The sequence below is a fragment of the Streptomyces sp. NPDC055239 genome, assembly GCF_053606205.1.
This window is the reverse complement of the sequence record NZ_JBSGRD010000001.1, coordinates 982,517-999,348: the sequence shown is the minus strand read 5'-3', so window position 1 is coordinate 999,348 and position 16,832 is coordinate 982,517. Positions and strand designations below refer to the sequence as shown.

The window sequence follows — 16,832 nt, the reverse complement described above, 5'->3', positions numbered from 1 at the left end:
TTGTACTGATGCCCCGTTGGCGACACAGCGTAGCGTTCATGATCTTCGTACGGACCGCCGGTTCCCTGATCGAGGGTGAAGAAGGGCAAGATGGGGGTGTGACACTTATTGATCAGCTGCCGCCGGATGCCGACCCCGATGCCCTCTTCGAAGCCTTCTCCTCTTGGGCCGAGGGGACGGGGATCACTCTCTATCCGGCTCAGGAGGAGGCGCTGATCGAGGTGGTCTCGGGAGCCAACGTGATCTTGTCCACTCCGACCGGTTCCGGAAAGAGCCTGGTCGCGGCGGGCGCGCACTTCACTGCCCTTGCCCAGGACAAGGTCACCTTCTATACGGCACCGATCAAGGCCCTGGTGTCGGAGAAGTTCTTCGACCTGTGCAAGCTCTTCGGCACCGAGAACGTCGGGATGCTGACCGGCGACGCGTCCGTCAACTCCGACGCGCCCGTCATCTGCTGCACGGCCGAGGTCCTCGCGTCGATCGCGCTGCGGGACGGCAAGAACGCCGACATCGGCCAGGTCGTGATGGACGAGTTCCACTTCTACGCGGAAGGGGACCGCGGCTGGGCCTGGCAGATTCCGATCCTCGAACTGCCGCAGGCGCAGTTCATCCTCATGTCCGCGACGCTCGGCGACGTCTCGATGTTCGAAAAGGACCTGACGCGCCGCACAGGGCGCCCCACATCGGTGGTCCGCTCCGCGACACGCCCGGTGCCCCTCTCGTACGAGTACCGCCTGACGCCCATCACGGAGACCCTCACCGAGCTCCTTGAGACCAAGCAGGCGCCGGTCTACATCGTGCACTTCACGCAGGCACAGGCCGTCGAGCGCGCGCAGTCGCTGATGAGCATCAACATGTGCACCCGCGAGGAGAAGGACAAGATCGCCGACCTGATCGGCAACTTCCGCTTCACCACCAAGTTCGGCCGCAACCTCTCGCGGTACGTACGCCACGGGATCGGCGTGCACCACGCGGGCATGCTGCCGAAGTACCGGCGGCTCGTGGAGAAGCTGGCGCAGGCCGGCCTGCTGAAGGTCATCTGCGGCACGGACACTCTCGGCGTCGGCGTCAACGTCCCGATCCGCACGGTGCTTTTCACCGCCCTCGCCAAGTACGACGGCACGCGCGTGCGGACCCTGCGTGCCCGGGAGTTCCACCAGATCGCGGGCCGCGCGGGACGTGCGGGCTTCGACACGGCGGGCCTCGTCGTGGCGCAGGCGCCCGAACACGTCATCGAGAACGAGAAGGCGCTCAACAAGGCGGGCGACGACCCGAAGAAGCGCCGCAAGGTGGTGCGCAAGAAGGCGCCCGAGGGCTTCGTCGGGTGGACCGAGGAGGGGTTCGAGAAGCTCATCGCCTCCGAGCCCGAGCCGCTGACCTCCCGCTTCCGCGTCACGCACACCATGCTCCTCGCGGTGATCGCCCGTCCGGGCAATGCCTTCGAGGCGATGCGTCACCTCCTCGAGGACAACCACGAGCCGCGCAAGCAGCAGCTGCGGCACATCCGCCGCGCCATCGCCATCTACCGTTCGCTGCTCGACGGCGGCGTGGTCGAGAAGCTCGACGAGCCGGACGCCTCGGGCCGCATCGTGCGTCTGACGGTCGACCTCCAGCAGAACTTCGCGCTCAACCAGCCCCTGTCGACGTTCGCGCTTGCCGCCTTCGACCTGCTCGACCAGGAATCGCCTTCGTACGCCCTCGACATGGTGTCCGTCGTCGAGTCCACCCTCGACGACCCGCGCCAGATCCTCGCCGCCCAGCAGAACAAGGCGCGCGGCGAGGCCGTGGCCCTGATGAAGGCCGACGGCGTCGAGTACGAGGACCGCATGGAGCGGCTCCAGGACATCACGTACCCCAAGCCCATGGAGGAGCTCCTCTTCCACGCGTACAACACCTACAAGACGAGCCACCCGTGGGTCGGTGACCACCCGCTCTCCCCCAAGTCCGTGATCCGCGACATGTACGAACGGGCTCTGACCTTCACGGAGTTCACGTCCTTCTACGAACTCGCCCGCACCGAGGGCATCGTCCTTCGCTACCTCGCGAGCGCGTTCAAGGCACTCGAGCACACCGTCCCGGACGACCTGAAGTCCGAGGACCTTCAGGACCTCATCGCCTGGCTCGGTGAGATGGTCCGCCAGGTCGACTCCAGCCTCCTCGACGAGTGGGAGCAGCTCGCCAACCCCGAGGTCATGACAGCCGAGGAGGCCCAAGAGCGCGCCGACCAGGTCAAGCCGGTCACCGCCAACTCCCGCGCCTTCCGCGTCCTGGTCCGCAACGCGCTCTTCCGCCGCGTCGAGCTCGCCGCCCTCGACCACGTCGAGGAGCTGGGCGAACTGGACGCCGAGTCCGGCTGGGACGCGGACGCCTGGGGCGCGGCCATGGACAAGTACTGGGACGAGTACGACGATCTCGGCACCGGTCCCGACGCGCGCGGCCCCAAGCTGCTGCTCATCGAGGAGGACCCGGACCACGGTCTGTGGCGCGTCCGGCAGACGTTCGCCGACCCGAACGGCGACCATGACTGGGGTATCGGCGCGGAGGTCGATCTCGCGGCCTCCGACGAGGAAGGCCGCGCCGTCGTCCGGGTCACCGACGTCGGCCAGCTCTGAGCACGCCACGCTTCCCCCGGACTGGAGTCGAGGAACCGTCATGAACAATCCCGCCGACCGTCTTGTCGATCTGCTCGACCTGGAGCAGATCGAGCTCAACATCTTCCGTGGCCGCAGCCCGCAGGAGTCCCTGCAGCGGGTGTTCGGCGGACAGGTCGCCGGGCAGGCTCTGGTGGCCGCCGGACGTACCACCGAGGGCGAGCGCCCTGTGCACTCGCTGCACGCGTACTTCCTGCGGCCCGGCCGTCCGGGCGTGCCGATCGTGTACCAGGTCGAGCGGGTGCGGGACGGGCGTTCCTTCACCACGCGCCGTGTCACCGCGGTCCAGCAGGGGCGCACCATCTTCAATCTCACCGCTTCCTTCCATCAGCCCGAGGAGGGCGCTTTCGAGCACCAGCTTCCGCCGCGCATCACGGCTCCCGATCCCGAGTCGCTGCCGACGGTCGCCCAGGAGATCACCGAGCATCTGGGCGAGCTGCCCGAGCAGCTGGAGCGCATGGCCAGACGCCAGCCCTTCGACATCCGCTACGTGGACCGGCTGCGCTGGACCCCCGAGGAGATCAAGGACGCCGAGCCGCGCAGTGCGGTCTGGATGCGTGCGGTCGGCCCGCTCGGCGACGATCCGCTCGTCCACACCTGCGCACTGACCTACGCGAGCGACATGACGCTCCTGGACGCCGTCCGCATCCCCGTGGAGCCCCTGTGGGGCCCCCGGAGCTTCGACATGGCCTCGCTGGACCACGCCATGTGGTTCCACCGCCCCTTCCGCGCGGATGAGTGGTTCCTTTACGACCAGGAGTCCCCGATCGCGACGGGCGGTCGCGGTCTCGCGCGCGGCCGGATCTACGACATCGAGGGCAGGCTGCTGGTCTCGGTCGTACAGGAAGGGCTCTTCCGGGCCTACGGGGAGCGCCACATGGACGGCCGCCCGTCGACAGGATGAGGCAATGGACGCATGAGCTACTTCATGTACAACGTCCTGGGCGAGACGGTCGACGAACCTGACCCGGAGACGATGAGGCACGTGTTGGACGGCCTCACGAACGCTGATGACGAGCATCCCGATCTGGTGGCCCGTGAGGAGACCCTCCGGCTCTTCGGGCTTCTGGCAGCCGGTGACGTCGTACCGATCGAGGCGCTTTCGTGGCAGAGGTGACCGGTCTCCACCGGCCCCGCGCCCGGGCATCGCGGCCCGTTACCTCACCGCGCATGCCGTCGGTGAGAATCACCTCCTGAGTTCGATGGGCCCGCGCCCCCTCCAGAAGCCGCAGCGGTGACCTTCTTCGGTGAAGGTGCGGGCCACAGGGGGGCCGGGCGGCCGGAGTGGGGCAGAGAGAGGGACAGGGCATGAACAGGGACGAGGACATCACCGGTCACCGCGACCGCAGGCTCGCCGAGGCCGTTCGGCTGCGCGAGGCCGGTCTCCGCGAAGAGGCACGGGAGCAGTTGCTCGCCCTGTGCGAGCAGTTCCCCCTGGACACGGAGGTGGCGTACCAGACCGCGTGGGTGCACGACACACTCGGCCTGGAGGCCGAGGCGGTGCCGCACTACGTGCGCGCGGTCGAGAACCCGGGCCTTACTCCAGATGACCGCCGGGGAGCGCTCCTCGGCCTGGGCAGCACCTACCGCGTCCTTGGCCGGTATCCGCAAGCCGTCACGACCTTGCGGGACGCGGTGGCCGAGTTCCCCGACGACGACGCCCTCAAGACCTTTCTGGCCATGGCCCTCTACAACACCGGCCGGGCACACGACGCGATGGAGATCCTGCTGACCCTGCTCGCCACCACGAGCCAGGACCCGGACATCGCCGGCTACCGTCCCGCGATCGAGTACTACGCCAAGGATCTCGACACGACCCTGTAGCAGAGCTGCCCACGGGTCGGCCCCCGTCTCCGCCTCGATCGCCGCCTGGCTACGCTCCCCTGCGTCGCATCCACTTGAACAGACCTCGCGGCTCCGGAGCTCCCCCTTTCGTCTCCGCGTCGGGAAGTGCGGCGTCGGGCAGCGAGTCGGGGTGTGCCTCGTGATCCGGCGCGGCGGGAGGGCTTGGCCGAGCGCCGGGTTCCGCCCGGGTACCAGGACCGGGACCGGGAACGGGTTCACTACCAGGGCCAGCACCGGAGTCCGGCGCGGGCCGCGGCGCAGGTCGCTGCCCTCGGGCCTGGGAGAGACTGATGGTCAGATTCGCCCGCAGCCAGCGGATCTCGTCCGGATCGTCCGCGGTCGCGATCTTCTGAATGATCCGTCCCGCCGGTGACTCGGGTGCGCCCTGGCCGAAGGGCTCGGGCATCAGCCTGCTTACGTAGGCGCGTTCATAGGGATCCTTGATGATTTCCGCGATCTGGACCGGGTCGAGCAGCGAGGCCACGACTGCTGCACGCTCCCAGGGATCTTCGGACTGCCGCAGCAGCGCTCCCGCGTGGCGGCCCCGCCAGTTCCGTGCCCGCAGGTCGGCACCCGCCTCCAACTGGGCGCGGAGCGCGCCAGGGGCACGGCCGGTGAGCAGACTGGCATTGACCTCGGACTCGGCGAACTGCCTTAGCTCCTCGGCCAGATACAGCCAGACGACTGCCCTGTACCGGTTTAGGTAAAATTTTACCGGCGTCACGAGACCCGCGCGTGTGAGCCGGGTGAACCGGGCCGTGGAGATGTCCATGAGAGTCGCGCCCTCAGTGGTCCCCACGGCTCTGATGCGCTCCACCCATGCCTCGGGAAAGTCCTCCCCGGCACGGACGCGCTCGATCTCCCCGCGTGTGACGCGACGCCGTCCACCGACTGCGTCGCCGACGGTGCGGATGCGCCCCAGCATCACGGCCAGTTCGAACTCGCCGCGTTTCAGACCCAGTTCTCGTGCCGCGCGGGTCTGCGTGACCGATGTCTGCGCTGTCGTGTCCGCGGCTTCTTGCGTGATCGTGTGACCTGACATGGTGGTTCTCCCCCGTGAGGCGTCTTTGCTCTCGGGAAAACCGTAGCGCGATCACCGCAATCCGCGCCGAGCCTGTGGATAACTCTCGCCGCGCCGACGTTTCAGCTGGTCAGAGGTCTACCACGGGTGTCCGCTCCAGCTGCCGCGCGTCCACACCGAGGTGCTCGCCGACACGGTTGACGAGCAGTGTCATCTCGTACGCGACCTGGCCGATGTCCGCCTCCGCGGAGCTGAGGACGCACAGGCAACTGCCGTCGCCGGCCGCGGTGACGAAGAGCACCGCGTCGTCGAACTCGATCATCGTCTGGCGCACGTTGCCCGCATGGAAGTGCCGGCCTGATCCCTTGGCCAGGCTGTGCAGACCGGACGACACCGCGGCCAGATGTTCCGCGTCCTCCCGCCTCAGCTCGGAGCTCGCGCCGGTCACCAGACCGTCATTGGACAGCACCAGCGCGTGTCGCACGGACTCCATACGCTTGGTCAAGTCGTCGAGCAGCCAACCGAGCCCCGAGTTCTGCACCATGTTCCCGTCTCCCCGCCTCACTGCTCCCCCTGGCTGGAGGAACTGACCTGCCAGCCTTCCCCACCATCGGCGCCCCGGCAAGCATGATGAGGACATGGCACAGAAGATGACCGATGACCAGTGGCGGGCTTTCGTCTCGCAGGGCACCCGCACCGGCAAGCTGTCGACCGTCCGGGCGGACGGAAGCCCACATATCGCACCGATCTGGTTCCTCTTGGACGGGGACGAGCTGGTGTTCAACACCGGAGCCGAGACCGTCAAGGGGCGGAATCTGGCGCGGGACGGGCGTGTCGCACTGTGTGTGGACGACGACAACCCTCCGTTCGCGTTCGTGGTACTGCAGGGGCAGGCCCGACTGAGCGACGATCCCGACGAGGTAAGGCACTGGGCGGCCCGGCTCGGAGCCCGCTACATGGGTGAAGGGCGCGCCGAGGAGTTCGGCGAGCGCAACGGCGTGCCCGGTGAACTCCTCGTGCGCGTCAGGATCGACAAGGTGGTCGCTCTCGCCGCCGTATCCGACTGATGCTCCGGTCCACCGTGTGACGCCTCAGCCCACCGTGTCGAGCAGCCGGGCGGTATGCATCCGCCCGGCGTACTCGACAAGACGTATCAGCACCTCCTTTCCCGAATCGCGGTCCCGCGCGTCGCACAGCACCACGGGGGTGCCGCGGTCGAGGTCCAGGGCCCGTGACACTTCGTGCGCACCGTACGTACGCGCGGTCGCGAAGCAGTTCACGGCCACCACGAAAGGGATGTGCCGATGCTCGAAGTAGTCGACGGCGGGGAAGCAGTCCTCGAGCCGCCGTGTGTCCGCGAGGACGACGGCACCGAGCGCGCCCTGGGACAGCTCGTCCCACAGGAACCAGAAACGGTCCTGCCCCGGCGTACCGAAGAGGTACAGCGACAGGCCCGACCTGATGGTGATGCGGCCGAAGTCCATGGCGACGGTCGTCGTGGTCTTGCGGTCGACTCCACCGGTGTCGTCGACCAACTGGCCCGCCTGGCTGAGCAGTTCCTCTGTGCGCAGCGGGCGGATCTCGCTGACCGCGCCGACAAGCGTGGTCTTGCCCACCCCGAAGCCGCCCGCGACCAGAATCTTCAACGCCATGGCAGTCGTGTCGTCATCGTCGGCGTCAGAGCGCTCGGAGCCCATCGATCACCTCTCGCAGGATCTTCTCGTCGGGTAGCTGCGCGGGCGGCACGGGTCGGCTCACCTTCACGCAGCCCATTTCCAGCAGGTCGCCGAGCAGCACCCTGACCACTCCCACGGGCAGATCGGCATCGGCCGCCAGCTCGGCGACCGACTGGGTCTCGGTGCGGCACAGTTCGATGAGCGACCGGTGTTCCGGTCCGAGCGCGGTGTCGTCCCCGGCGCCCGGCGCGTTCTCGTCCAGCGTGACGAGTGCGATCAGATCGAAGCGCACTCCGCTGGGTCCCGGTTGGGTCCGCCCGCCGGTCATCGCGTAGGGACGGACCAGCGGTCCGGCCTCGTTGTCGTACCACTGGCTGCCCACGTCGTGCGGGACGCCGCTCCTGTCCTCGGTCATCTGCGTCGACCGCCCTGTGTCATCCGGCGGCCGGTGGCTGGGAACCGAAGCGCGATGGCGTGTGGAGGTGCTCGCCCACCCGCTTGACCAGGCGTGCCATCTCGTAGGCGACCAAGCCGATGTCGGCCGTCACGGAGCTGAGTACGGCGAGACACGAGCCGTCGCCCGCCGCCGCCACGAACAGGAAGCCGTCGTCCATCTCGACCATGGTCTGGCGCACTCCGCCGGCCCCGAAGTGGCGGCCCGCGCCCTTGGCGAGGCTGTGGAAGCCGGAGGCGACCGCGGCGAGATGTTCGGCGTCCTCACGAGTGAGGGCGGTCGAGGCGCCGACGGCGAGCCCGTCGTTGGACAGCACCACGGCGTGCCGTACCTCGCCGACGCGCAGTACCAAGTCGTCCAGCAGCCAGTCGAGTTCGCCGGACCGGCCGGCGGTGATGCTCTGATCCTGGATCATGCGGAGTCTCCTTCGGTGCTGTCACTGGCCGGTGCGGGCCTTGGAGTGTCGGGAACCGCACCGACGATGCCCGGTCGGCGACCGCCGCCGCGGGCCCAGCCGTCGCGGTAGGCGGTCATGCGATCCCGTACCTCGTCGGGGTTGCGTTCGGTCGCTTCGCGGGCGCTCACGGACCCAGCCGCGTCATCGGGGCGCCGTTCGCGCAGTTGGGGGGCCAGGCTGGCCTGGCGCACGCGGCGAGGGAGGTCTTCCGAAGGCTCCGGCTCCGGGACGCTGTCAGGTTCCGGGTCCGGGGGCTTGCGAAGGCGGAGTGTAGTGACGCCCGGTGGTGTCGTCTCCGGGGCTTCCGTCGAAGCTCCCAGTGCGGGGCGGGCGGCCGGGGCGGGAACGGAGTTGCCGTTCATCGATGCGGCTTCGGGCACGCGCGCGTGCCCGTTCTGTTCGCGGTCACGTTCCATGGTGTGGGCTCCGGGACTCTCCGGTGTGATGCTCTGCAGCAGTGCGGTGGGCAGGAGGACGACCGCGGTGGTACCGCCGTAGGGGGACGTACGGAGGTGCACTTTGACCCCGTGTCGCGCGGCGAGCCTGCTGACCACGAAGAGCCCCAGTTGGTCGCTGTCGAACAGGTCGAGCGCTTCGGACTGCTCGATACGGCGGTTGGCTTCAGCCAGGGCCTCTGCGCCCATGCCGAGGCCGCGGTCCTCGATCTCCAGGGCGTAGCCGTTACCGACCGGCTCGCCGTTGACCCGGACTTTGGTGTGGGGCGGCGAGAACTGGGCGGCGTTCTCGACGAGTTCGGCCAGGAGGTGGATGAGGTCGGCAACGGCCGTGCCGACGACCGCGGCCGCGGGGAGCTGTCGTAGCTCCACGCGCGCGTAGTCCTCGACTTCGGAGACGGCTGCGCGGACGACGTTCGTCAGAGCGACAGGCGTGCGCCAGGCGCGCCCCGGCGCGGCTCCGGAGAGGATGATCAGACTCTCGGCGTGCCGCCTCATCCGGGTGGTGAGGTGGTCGAGCCGGAAGAGGTCGCTGAGTTCGTTCGGGTCGTCCGACCTGCGCTCCATGCGGTCGAGGAGGTTGAGCTGGCGGTGGACGAGGACCTGGCTCCTGCGGGCGAGGTTGACGAAGACGCCCGAGATGCCGCCGGCGAGTTCGGCGCGCTCGATGGCGGCGTGCAGGGCCGCCCGGTGCACGGTGCCGAGCGCTTCGTAGACCTGCCCCGTCTCGTCCTCCGCGGGAGGGCCGGGTGGCGCTTCGGCGTGAATGTCGATCTCCTCCCCGGCGCGCAACCTCCGCATGGCGTGGGGAAGTTTGTGCCGGGCGATCTCGAGTGCGCCGTTGCGCAGGCTCACCAGCTCGACGACCAGGCCCCGCCCGATGCGTACGGAGATGACCAGTGAGGCGACTACCGCCACGAGTCCGAGGAGCACGGCGGCGCCTGCCGGAGTGAGCAACCCGCGGGTGAGCGGATCGGCCCGATCGGCGGCGCTGCGACTCGCGCCCACGTCGATCACGCGGAGCTCGTCCTGTACGACTCCATGAGCGCTGTCCCATGTGGCGGCCGGTGCCGCGGCGGCGGCTTGCCTGCCCGGGGGTGCGACGATCACCTTGTCCTCGACCGCGCGCACGTCGGCGTACGCGCTCCCCTCCACGAGGTTCTGCCAGGCTGCTCGTTCGGGTCCGTGCAGATCCGCCACCGCCGCCTCGGTCAAGGTCCGCCGGGTGTCGACGGCTCCGGTGAACTGCCGCAGCCGCTCCCCGTCCAGAGACCCGTCGAGTCGCGCGCTGGACAGGACGGCGTCCTCGCGCGCCAGCATCTCGGAGGCCCTGGCGAATTCGAGCAGCACGCGCGCGTCGGAGCCGAGTTCGGCCTCCTGGATGCCGGTGAGCGCGCCGCCGACTCCGAAGGCTGCCGAGATGGTCCTCGTGTACTGGCCGTAGGTCGCGTCCCAGGCCGTGCGGTGGTCGAGCACGTCGGTCCGCAACGTGCTCAGGTCATCGGCCGCGGAGACGAACGTCGCGAGCCTGGACGCCACGCCGGTGGGCAGATCGCCGCCATCGGCGATCGTCCGTCCCCCGCCACGACGCAGCTTCGCCACAGCGCGATCCGTACCTTCCGCCTGCCTCTTGAGTTCGCTGCCACGCTCCGGCGTGGGCTCGGTCGCGTAGCTCACGGCTGCCACTCGCTCGGCCTGCAACGCGGCGATGGCAGTGTCGACCGGGCCGCGCACCTCGGCGTCGACGCGCTGCAGTTGTCGTAGGCGCGCCACGTCCTGAGCCGTGGTGACCGTGGCGTATCCCCACAAGGCGAGCAGGGAGATGACCGGCACCATGAGCAGGCACAGGATCTTGGCTCGTACGGTACGAGGGCGCGGCCACCACGACCCCCGGGGCGCGGGGGTCGTCAGCGGCCCGGGCTCCGAGGGGGCTTCCACTTCGGGCCGTTCGTCGGCGGGCGCTCCCGCGTGTGCGCGGCGACCACGTGCCGGGTCCCCGGACTGCGGCGGCGATGTGCCGTCGGCCGGGTCGGGGGTCCTACGGGGTGTGCGCATGGCCTCCTCGTTCGGAAGGTTTCGAGGCGTGTGTCCGCCCGACCGTGAGCGTCCTGGTGCGCCGCTACCGGGCGGCTCCCTCCACCGGTCGCTGGGCGGCCACGGAGGCTTCACGCTCCCCCGAGGTCGGGGACAGCGCGACAAATGCCGAGGTCAGGAAGAGGTACGACCCAAGGCCGACCGCGAGGGGGAAGACGAACTGCATCGTCGTGGCCCCGGGCAGCGCGGCGCCCGACTCCGTGATCCGCACGCTCACGGCCAGCATCCCGGTGTAGTGCATGCTGCTCACTGCCCCGCCCATGACAAGCGACGCGACGGCGACCGCAAGAGGGGAATTGATGTTGAGCGCCGCCCACAGGGCCGCGGTCGCGGCGACGACGGCGATGACTACGGAGAGGCCGACCAGTACCGGGTCATAGCGCACGTCGCCGTTCAGTCGCAGCGCGGCCATGCCCAGGTAGTGCATGCTCGCGACGCCGAGCCCGGTGGTGAGCCCGCCGAGCGCGAGCGCACGCCCGCGGTCACGGCCGTAGCCGACGGAGAAGACGCCGACTCCTACGACGGCCATCGCGACGATCAGACTCAAGATCGTCAGGGGCACGTCGTAGCGGATCTCGGTGCCGGTGACGCCGAAGCCGAGCATGGCCACGAAGTGCATCGTCCAGATGCCCGTACCGATGGCTGAGGCCGCCGTGATGAGCCAGTTGCGGCGCGAGGCGCCCGTGGCGCCGAGCGCACGGACGGTACAGCGCAGCCCGAGAGCGGCGCCGATACAGGCCATCGCGTACGACAGCACGGGGGTCAGCCAGCCGAAGGTGGCGTGGTCCAGGTGTCCCATGGCTCCGGGACGCTAGTCCGGGCAGGGGCGCACAACGGGGGCGCAGTTCGAAAGGTGTTGGAATATGACTGAGAGAGGATCCTGAACGATCGCAGCACGCTCGAACGTGTGCCCCCAAACGCGCATGCGCGTCATTGAGTAATCATGGCCACATGAGCGACGACCACACGCGTGTCCGTGACTTCTTCACCGCCCGAGCGGCCGACTGGGACACCCGGTTCCCCGACGACGGTCCCGCCTATCGAGCCGCCGCGGCCGAGCTCGGCCTTCGCCCCGGCGGTCGCGTCCTCGATGCCGGGTGCGGCACCGGCCGGGCACTACCGGCCCTCAGGGAGGCCGTAGGGCCCTCCGGGTCCGTACTCGGGGTCGATCTGACTCCCGCCATGCTCGAGGCCGCCACACGAGCGGGCAGGCACCGTGAGGGACAGCTCCTGCTCGCGGACGTGACCCGGCTCCCGTTGCGCGACGCGTCACTCGATGCCGTGTTCGGCGCGGGCCTGATCTCCCATCTGCCGGATCCGGCGGAGAACCTGCGGGAGTTGAGGCGCGTGGTGCGGCCCGGCGGGGCCCTCGCCCTCTTCCACCCCATCGGCCGGGCGGCGCTCGCGGCGCGGCAGGGCCGCCGGATCACCACGGACGATCTGCGGGCCGAGGGGAATCTCCGTCCGCTGCTCGCCGGTTCCGGCTGGCGGCTGACCTCGTACGTCGACGAGGACACGCGGTTCCTCGCTCTGGCCGTACGACAGGACTAGGCCGGTCCGGGCTGCGGGCAGGAGACGACGGCTGTCGGCGTCTCCAGGGCGTCAGCGTGTTCCTCCAGGGAGTGGCAGAAGCTGCGTCCGCCTACTCGTCCGTGTGCGCCACCGGGCAGCCCCGGACGCCGGGCACCGGGAACGTACCGAGCTCGCCGACCCGATACCCCCTCGGGTAGCCCTTGATCTCCCGGTTCTGCCGGGCGTAGTGCGGTGCGGTACGGGGCGGCATCAGGCGCACGGCACGGCCGCGCAACCGCACCGCGCGCCTGACCAGCGTGCGGGTGGCGGCGCCCGGCGGTTCGTAGTGGAACGCGTGCAGAAGAGGCTCGTCGAGCAGGGCGAGGGTCGAGGCACGCAACAAGGGCGCCAGAGGGCGGGGATACCAGGAGGCCATGAGATCGAGGGTCGCTTCGGACACCTTGCGCGCGCTCTCGTCCCACGCGAAGTGGGCTTCTTCGTAGGCGTCGAGACACTCCTCGAAGGCTACGTAGGAGTCCGGGATGTCCTGGATCCCCATGCGCCGCCCCAAGGTCCGGTAGTGGACGGCGGTCGCGGTCGTCTCGTGGCGTGACAACCTGCGCCATCCGTAAACGTCGATCCAGCGCTTGGGCACCACCACGAACGTGCACAGCACGTAGCGCATGTCTTCATTACTGATGTCGTAGCTGCGGTGCATCTGGTTGATCCGGCGAATCGCCGTGCGGCCTTCGTCCGTGCCGAAACCGTGCTCCACGACGGTGTCGAGGAGCAGGGCCGTGTCGTCGTACCGCTTCTGCGTACGGTCCGTCAGTTCCGCCGTCTCGGCGAGGAGCCGACCGATGCTGGGCACGGCATATGTGCGGTAGAGCGCCAGCTCAAGAGCTCGGGTGTAGTCCCAAGGGAACTCGTACGTCGCGCTGAACCGGTAGATCGTCAGGGCGTCCTTCTCCGGGTCGAGACGCCGAATCTCCTTGAGCCGGTCATAGCGCTTCACCACCCGGTCCCCCTTCTGTCGTCGGGGCTCCAACTCTACTTTGGAGTAAGGCAGATGAGTGGTCATCAGCGGTAAACAGAACCGGGGGAAGGTGGCCCACATGTTCGACAAGCTCCGCAAGCTCTGGCGCTCGGACGACGCTGTTCGCAGCAAGCGGCAGCGCCCGCACAACCTCTTCGAGGCGGCCGCCGCATACGTGGCCGCGTGCGCCGAGGACGACCAGGACCGCATAGACGAAGCCACGGACTGGGTCTCGCCGGAGGCCTTGTCCTTCGGCGTCAGCGAGCTCGCCTGTCGAGCGGTCATCGCCCTCGCCAGGGAGCGCGACGAGTCGCCGACGGACGTGGCGCGTACGCTCCTCGGCCTGCCGGCCGCCTGACGTCCGTGCGCGAGTTCCGCGTGCGTACGGGAGAGTTTCCTGGTCATGTACCCCTCGACGATCAACCGGACCTGTGGTTAGGGTGCGCCGACAGATGAAGCGATGGGGAGGCTGGCATGGCCGGAACGGACGACGCTGTCGCCGCCGAGGACGACGCGCTGTACGTGCTGACCGCGGTGCTGCTGACGCCCGCGAAGTTCCCGAGTGTGCTCGGCGACGACTATCCGGAGGCGTGCGCGGCTCTGGGGATCGCGCCGCTCGCCGACGGGTACGGTCTCGTGCTCGGTCAGGACGGTGCGGGCGCCCGGTGGACCGTCGTCGTCGACGACGTGTCACTCGTGGCCGTCGCGATCGCTTCCTGGGACTGCGGCATGGAGTACGACCTGTCGCCCGACGAGCGTACGGTGGTCGCCGGGCTGCCCGGCTGGCCGCTTGCGGTGGCCGTCGCGGCACCCAATGTGCCCCCGCCTCACGACCCCGAGGACGCGGACGAGAAGCCGCTCTCACCTCCTCAGTCCGACTCGTGGGGACCGGCTCAGCGAAGGCTCGGCGCCGACGAGATCGCGCTCCAGTGGGCGGTGTGGCGCGAGCAGATCGACGACGTCGACTTCTTGAGCGACGGTGCCGATGACGGCGCGGCTCAAGAGGAAGGCGCTGCTCAGGAGGGCGAGGACGCTCGCCCGGAGAGCAGTGACACCGACGCCGAGGTCGATCAGGGGCAGCTCACCGGCGTACGCCGTGTCCTGGCGGAAGCACGGGCGTACGTGAGTACGCCGCCGCCCTTGGGCCGCGTGCGATCCTCGTTCGCCTCCGGAGAGGCCCGCACCCTGCGTGCCGACGGCCCTGGCTGGTCCATGGTCGCCAGGACCGACGACATCGCGTTCGTGCTCCTCGACGAAGAACCGGGAGAGGTGCTGCCGGTGGGCCGCGGGCCCGAACTCCCCTGGCTCCTGGACGCGCTCGACAAGATGGCCGTACGCCCCACCTGACCCCTCTGTTCCGGCGCCCCCGTCAGTGGTTCTGCGCGGGTTCGAGCAGAAACGCGGCCATCGCCGTGTCATGGTCTGCTGGCAGCCGTTCGGGGCGTTCCTCGACGAGGTCGAGGAGCCGTTTTAAGCGCGCCGCGTGGTGTTCGCCGTGGCGCACTGCGGCCAACGACGTGTCCCATGTCAAGGCTGCCGCATGGGTGCACAGGCCCACTGCATGCATCGACAGGGCCAGGGCGTCAGCGATGAGGGTTGTCTGGGAAGAGCCGCGCCGGACGCGCAAGGCTTCACCGACGCCCGAGAGGTGACGTCGGCGACGACGGTTTCCTCGTCGCCTTCCCTCACCAGACGTGCCAGAAGGTCGGCGTAGGCCTCCCCCATGGATTCGCGCACGGGCCCCCCACGCTCGCGTGGGGGGAAGGGCCGTGGGTCGAAGTAGGCCTTCAGCCAGGCCGATGTCAGTGGCGCGGGAGTGGGCTGAGGCTGGGAGGACGGCGGCCGCGACGCCTCGTATGCGGCCATCAACGATCACCGAGGGATCGCTGGGCCTCCTTTCGGGAAGTCATGTGCGTCATCGTCACCGCCGGGCTGCAGGGGCGCGATGGGATTTCCGCTCGCGGAGCCGCCCCGGGCAGGACCGCGAGCGGAGCAGCCGTCAGCCCCAGTTCATCGAGCGTCCGCTCACCGGTGCAGAGCGCCGTCCGGGGTGGCGGCTCAGCGGCCGAGCTCCTTGCGGGAGACGCGGCGCAGCCTGCGCCGCTGTGCGGGGTCGAGGGTCAGATAGGCCGCGGCCGGTACCCCGAGCACGATCAGGAGGGCGGCCCACCATGGCAGCCAGATCAACAGAATGATGCCGGCCGCCACACCTCCTGCGGCGATCTTCGCGTTCTTAGACATGTGTGTCGCCTCCTTCGCGGCTGTTGCCGCTCTCTGTCTTGAGAAACGGGCTCGGGCCGCACACAGTTCCAGTCTGCTCCCCTGATTGATCCCTGAGGAGCGACCCTGACGCAACCCTGAGCCGCACCTCGTGTCGGCCCTGTTACTCGACCCGCAGGGGCTCGCCGACCTCGTACATGTGGCGCAGCACCTGTCGGTAGGAGTCGATGAATCCGGCCTCCGTGTACGGCATGCCCAGCTCGGCGCAGTGGGCACGGACCAAGGGCTGGGCGCGTCGCAGGCTGGGGCGGGGCATGCTCGGGAACAGGTGGTGCTCGATCTGGTAGTTGAGTCCGCCCAGGAACCAGTCGGTCAGTACGCTGCCGCGGATGTTGCGCGAGGTGAGGACCTGGCGGCTGAGGTGACCCCAGCGCTCGCCGTCGGGGTCGGGCATCTCCATGCCCTTGTGGTTGGGCGCGAAGGCAAGGCCGAGGTGCAGTCCGAAGAGAGCCTGGTGGATGGCGGCGAAGGCAAGGGCGTGGCCCACCGGCATGGTGGTGAGCAGGAGCGTCACGTATCCGACGAGGTGGGCCACCAGGAGAAGGCCCTCAAGGACGCGTTCGCGCGGGGACTGTCGGCGCAGGTCCTGGAAGCCGTAGATCTTCATGGCGATGCCCTGGAGCAGCGTCAGCGGGAAGAACAGCCAGGCCTGGTTGCGGGTGAGCCAGCGCCGGAAGCCCACACGGACCTTGGCCTGCTTGCTGGTCCAGACGAGGACGTCGGCGGCGACGTCGGGGTCCTTGTCGATGTGGTTGGGGTTGGCGTGGTGGCGGTTGTGCTTGTCGTTCCACCAGGCCGAGCTCATGCCGAGGAGGAGATTGCCGTGGATGAGGCCGATGGCGTGGCTCACGCGGCGGTCCCCGGTGATCTGGGAGTGCCCGGCGTCATGGCCTATGAACGCCGTGCGGGCACACAGTGCGGCCAGTACGGGCGCCAGGAGCAGCACCCACCAGGAGCCGCCGATGAGGAACATGCCCGTCACCACGGCGGCCAGCGCCAGGGCGTTGACCACGATGGTGCGCGCGTACCAGCCGGTGCGGCGCCCCAGGAGCCCCTGCTCCTTGACGGTGCGCAGGAGAGGCGCGAAATCGCTCCCGGCGGGCTGCCTCGTGGTGGTGCCTGGGGAACGCTCCGCGACTGCTGCGGCGGCCTGGGACATGGTGAGGTCTCCGGTCTCTGACTGGATCGGGCTGACGTGACACAACGTATGAGCCCGTGACCTGGGGCAACCATGGCGCCTTCACCCGTCTTCCGGCGGGGGCCAGCACCGTCGGTAAGGGGGGTTAAGTACACCCCCGAGATGGCGTGACGGGGATCACTGCGCCACCGCTCACGCCTTAGCCGTAACGTG

19 protein-coding genes are annotated in these 16,832 nt (G+C 69.0%); 8 read left to right on the top strand and 11 right to left on the bottom strand.

Going from position 1 to position 16,832, the window contains the following annotated elements:
* Positions 1-38: 38 nt before the first annotated feature.
* The 4 genes from ACWFRJ_RS04080 (at position 39) to ACWFRJ_RS04065 (ending at position 4,475) form a co-directional block, all read left to right on the top strand.
* Positions 39-2,612, top strand: a complete 2,574-nt coding sequence (locus tag ACWFRJ_RS04080) for a DEAD/DEAH box helicase (RefSeq protein ID WP_453524616.1) — start codon at positions 39-41, stop codon at positions 2,610-2,612.
* Positions 2,613-2,652: 40 nt separating this feature from the next.
* Entirely contained in the window at positions 2,653-3,555 is a 903-nt protein-coding gene (locus tag ACWFRJ_RS04075) for an acyl-CoA thioesterase (RefSeq protein WP_453524615.1), read from the top strand.
* Between the two features lie 12 nt (positions 3,556-3,567).
* Positions 3,568-3,768, top strand: a complete 201-nt coding sequence (locus ACWFRJ_RS04070) for a hypothetical protein (protein ID WP_453524614.1) — start codon at positions 3,568-3,570, stop codon at positions 3,766-3,768.
* Between the two features lie 191 nt (positions 3,769-3,959).
* Positions 3,960-4,475 (top strand): tetratricopeptide repeat protein, encoded by a 516-nt coding sequence (locus ACWFRJ_RS04065; protein ID WP_453524613.1) that lies wholly within the window; start codon positions 3,960-3,962, stop codon positions 4,473-4,475.
* A gap of 49 nt (positions 4,476-4,524) precedes the next feature.
* Here the strand turns inward: ACWFRJ_RS04065 and ACWFRJ_RS04060 are convergent, their stop codons facing one another.
* Together ACWFRJ_RS04060 and ACWFRJ_RS04055 are read right to left on the bottom strand one after the other, a co-directional pair.
* Positions 4,525-5,538 (bottom strand): DUF6397 family protein, encoded by a 1,014-nt coding sequence (locus ACWFRJ_RS04060; protein ID WP_453524612.1) that lies wholly within the window; start codon positions 5,536-5,538, stop codon positions 4,525-4,527.
* A gap of 109 nt (positions 5,539-5,647) precedes the next feature.
* Entirely contained in the window at positions 5,648-6,061 is a 414-nt protein-coding gene (locus ACWFRJ_RS04055; protein WP_389910795.1) for a roadblock/LC7 domain-containing protein, read from the bottom strand.
* Between the two features lie 94 nt (positions 6,062-6,155).
* Between ACWFRJ_RS04055 and ACWFRJ_RS04050 the strand changes: the two genes are divergently transcribed.
* Complete coding sequence (locus ACWFRJ_RS04050; protein WP_453524611.1) at positions 6,156-6,584, top strand: PPOX class F420-dependent oxidoreductase; 429 nt, start codon at positions 6,156-6,158, stop codon at positions 6,582-6,584.
* 24 nt (positions 6,585-6,608) lie between these two features.
* Here ACWFRJ_RS04050 and ACWFRJ_RS04045 read toward each other — a convergent pair whose 3' ends face one another.
* From ACWFRJ_RS04045 to ACWFRJ_RS04025, 5 genes are all read right to left on the bottom strand, one after another.
* Positions 6,609-7,214, bottom strand: coding sequence for a GTP-binding protein (locus ACWFRJ_RS04045; protein ID WP_453524610.1), 606 nt, complete (start codon positions 7,212-7,214; stop codon positions 6,609-6,611).
* On the bottom strand, positions 7,195-7,608 hold the full coding sequence (locus ACWFRJ_RS04040; RefSeq protein ID WP_453524609.1) for a DUF742 domain-containing protein: 414 nt from the start codon (positions 7,606-7,608) through the stop codon (positions 7,195-7,197). Before ACWFRJ_RS04040 ends, ACWFRJ_RS04045 begins: the two co-directional genes overlap by 20 nt.
* A 19-nt stretch (positions 7,609-7,627) precedes the next feature.
* Positions 7,628-8,062 (bottom strand): roadblock/LC7 domain-containing protein, encoded by a 435-nt coding sequence (locus ACWFRJ_RS04035; RefSeq protein ID WP_453524608.1) that lies wholly within the window; start codon positions 8,060-8,062, stop codon positions 7,628-7,630.
* Positions 8,059-10,614 carry a sensor histidine kinase gene (locus ACWFRJ_RS04030; RefSeq protein ID WP_453524607.1) on the bottom strand — a complete coding sequence of 852 codons (2,556 nt, stop codon included), beginning with the start codon at positions 10,612-10,614 and terminating at the stop codon, positions 8,059-8,061. The genes ACWFRJ_RS04035 and ACWFRJ_RS04030 overlap by 4 nt, the downstream gene beginning before the upstream one ends.
* A 64-nt stretch (positions 10,615-10,678) precedes the next feature.
* Positions 10,679-11,452 carry an MHYT domain-containing protein gene (locus tag ACWFRJ_RS04025; protein WP_453524606.1) on the bottom strand — a complete coding sequence of 258 codons (774 nt, stop codon included), beginning with the start codon at positions 11,450-11,452 and terminating at the stop codon, positions 10,679-10,681.
* 152 nt (positions 11,453-11,604) lie between these two features.
* Between ACWFRJ_RS04025 and ACWFRJ_RS04020 the strand changes: the two genes are divergently transcribed.
* Positions 11,605-12,204: a class I SAM-dependent methyltransferase gene (locus tag ACWFRJ_RS04020; protein ID WP_453524605.1), complete on the top strand. Its 600-nt coding sequence runs from the start codon at positions 11,605-11,607 to the stop codon at positions 12,202-12,204.
* A gap of 91 nt (positions 12,205-12,295) precedes the next feature.
* Here ACWFRJ_RS04020 and ACWFRJ_RS04015 read toward each other — a convergent pair whose 3' ends face one another.
* The gene (locus ACWFRJ_RS04015) at positions 12,296-13,180 is read right to left on the bottom strand and encodes an oxygenase MpaB family protein (protein ID WP_453525061.1); all 885 of its coding nucleotides are present in this window, start codon (positions 13,178-13,180) and stop codon (positions 12,296-12,298) included.
* Between the two features lie 100 nt (positions 13,181-13,280).
* On the opposite strand from ACWFRJ_RS04015, the gene ACWFRJ_RS04010 reads away from it, so the two are divergent.
* Together ACWFRJ_RS04010 and ACWFRJ_RS04005 are read left to right on the top strand one after the other, a co-directional pair.
* Positions 13,281-13,559, top strand: a complete 279-nt coding sequence (locus ACWFRJ_RS04010) for a hypothetical protein (protein ID WP_453524604.1) — start codon at positions 13,281-13,283, stop codon at positions 13,557-13,559.
* 116 nt (positions 13,560-13,675) lie between these two features.
* Positions 13,676-14,548, top strand: a complete 873-nt coding sequence (locus tag ACWFRJ_RS04005) for a hypothetical protein (RefSeq protein WP_453524603.1) — start codon at positions 13,676-13,678, stop codon at positions 14,546-14,548.
* A gap of 22 nt (positions 14,549-14,570) precedes the next feature.
* Here ACWFRJ_RS04005 and ACWFRJ_RS04000 read toward each other — a convergent pair whose 3' ends face one another.
* From ACWFRJ_RS04000 to ACWFRJ_RS03990, 3 genes are all read right to left on the bottom strand, one after another.
* Positions 14,571-14,828 (bottom strand): hypothetical protein, encoded by a 258-nt coding sequence (locus tag ACWFRJ_RS04000; protein ID WP_453524602.1) that lies wholly within the window; start codon positions 14,826-14,828, stop codon positions 14,571-14,573.
* A 431-nt stretch (positions 14,829-15,259) separates the two neighbouring features.
* Entirely contained in the window at positions 15,260-15,442 is a 183-nt protein-coding gene (locus ACWFRJ_RS03995; protein WP_453524601.1) for a hypothetical protein, read from the bottom strand.
* 142 nt (positions 15,443-15,584) lie between these two features.
* Complete coding sequence (locus tag ACWFRJ_RS03990; RefSeq protein ID WP_453524600.1) at positions 15,585-16,640, bottom strand: fatty acid desaturase family protein; 1,056 nt, start codon at positions 16,638-16,640, stop codon at positions 15,585-15,587.
* Between the last annotated feature and the right edge of the window lie 192 nt (positions 16,641-16,832).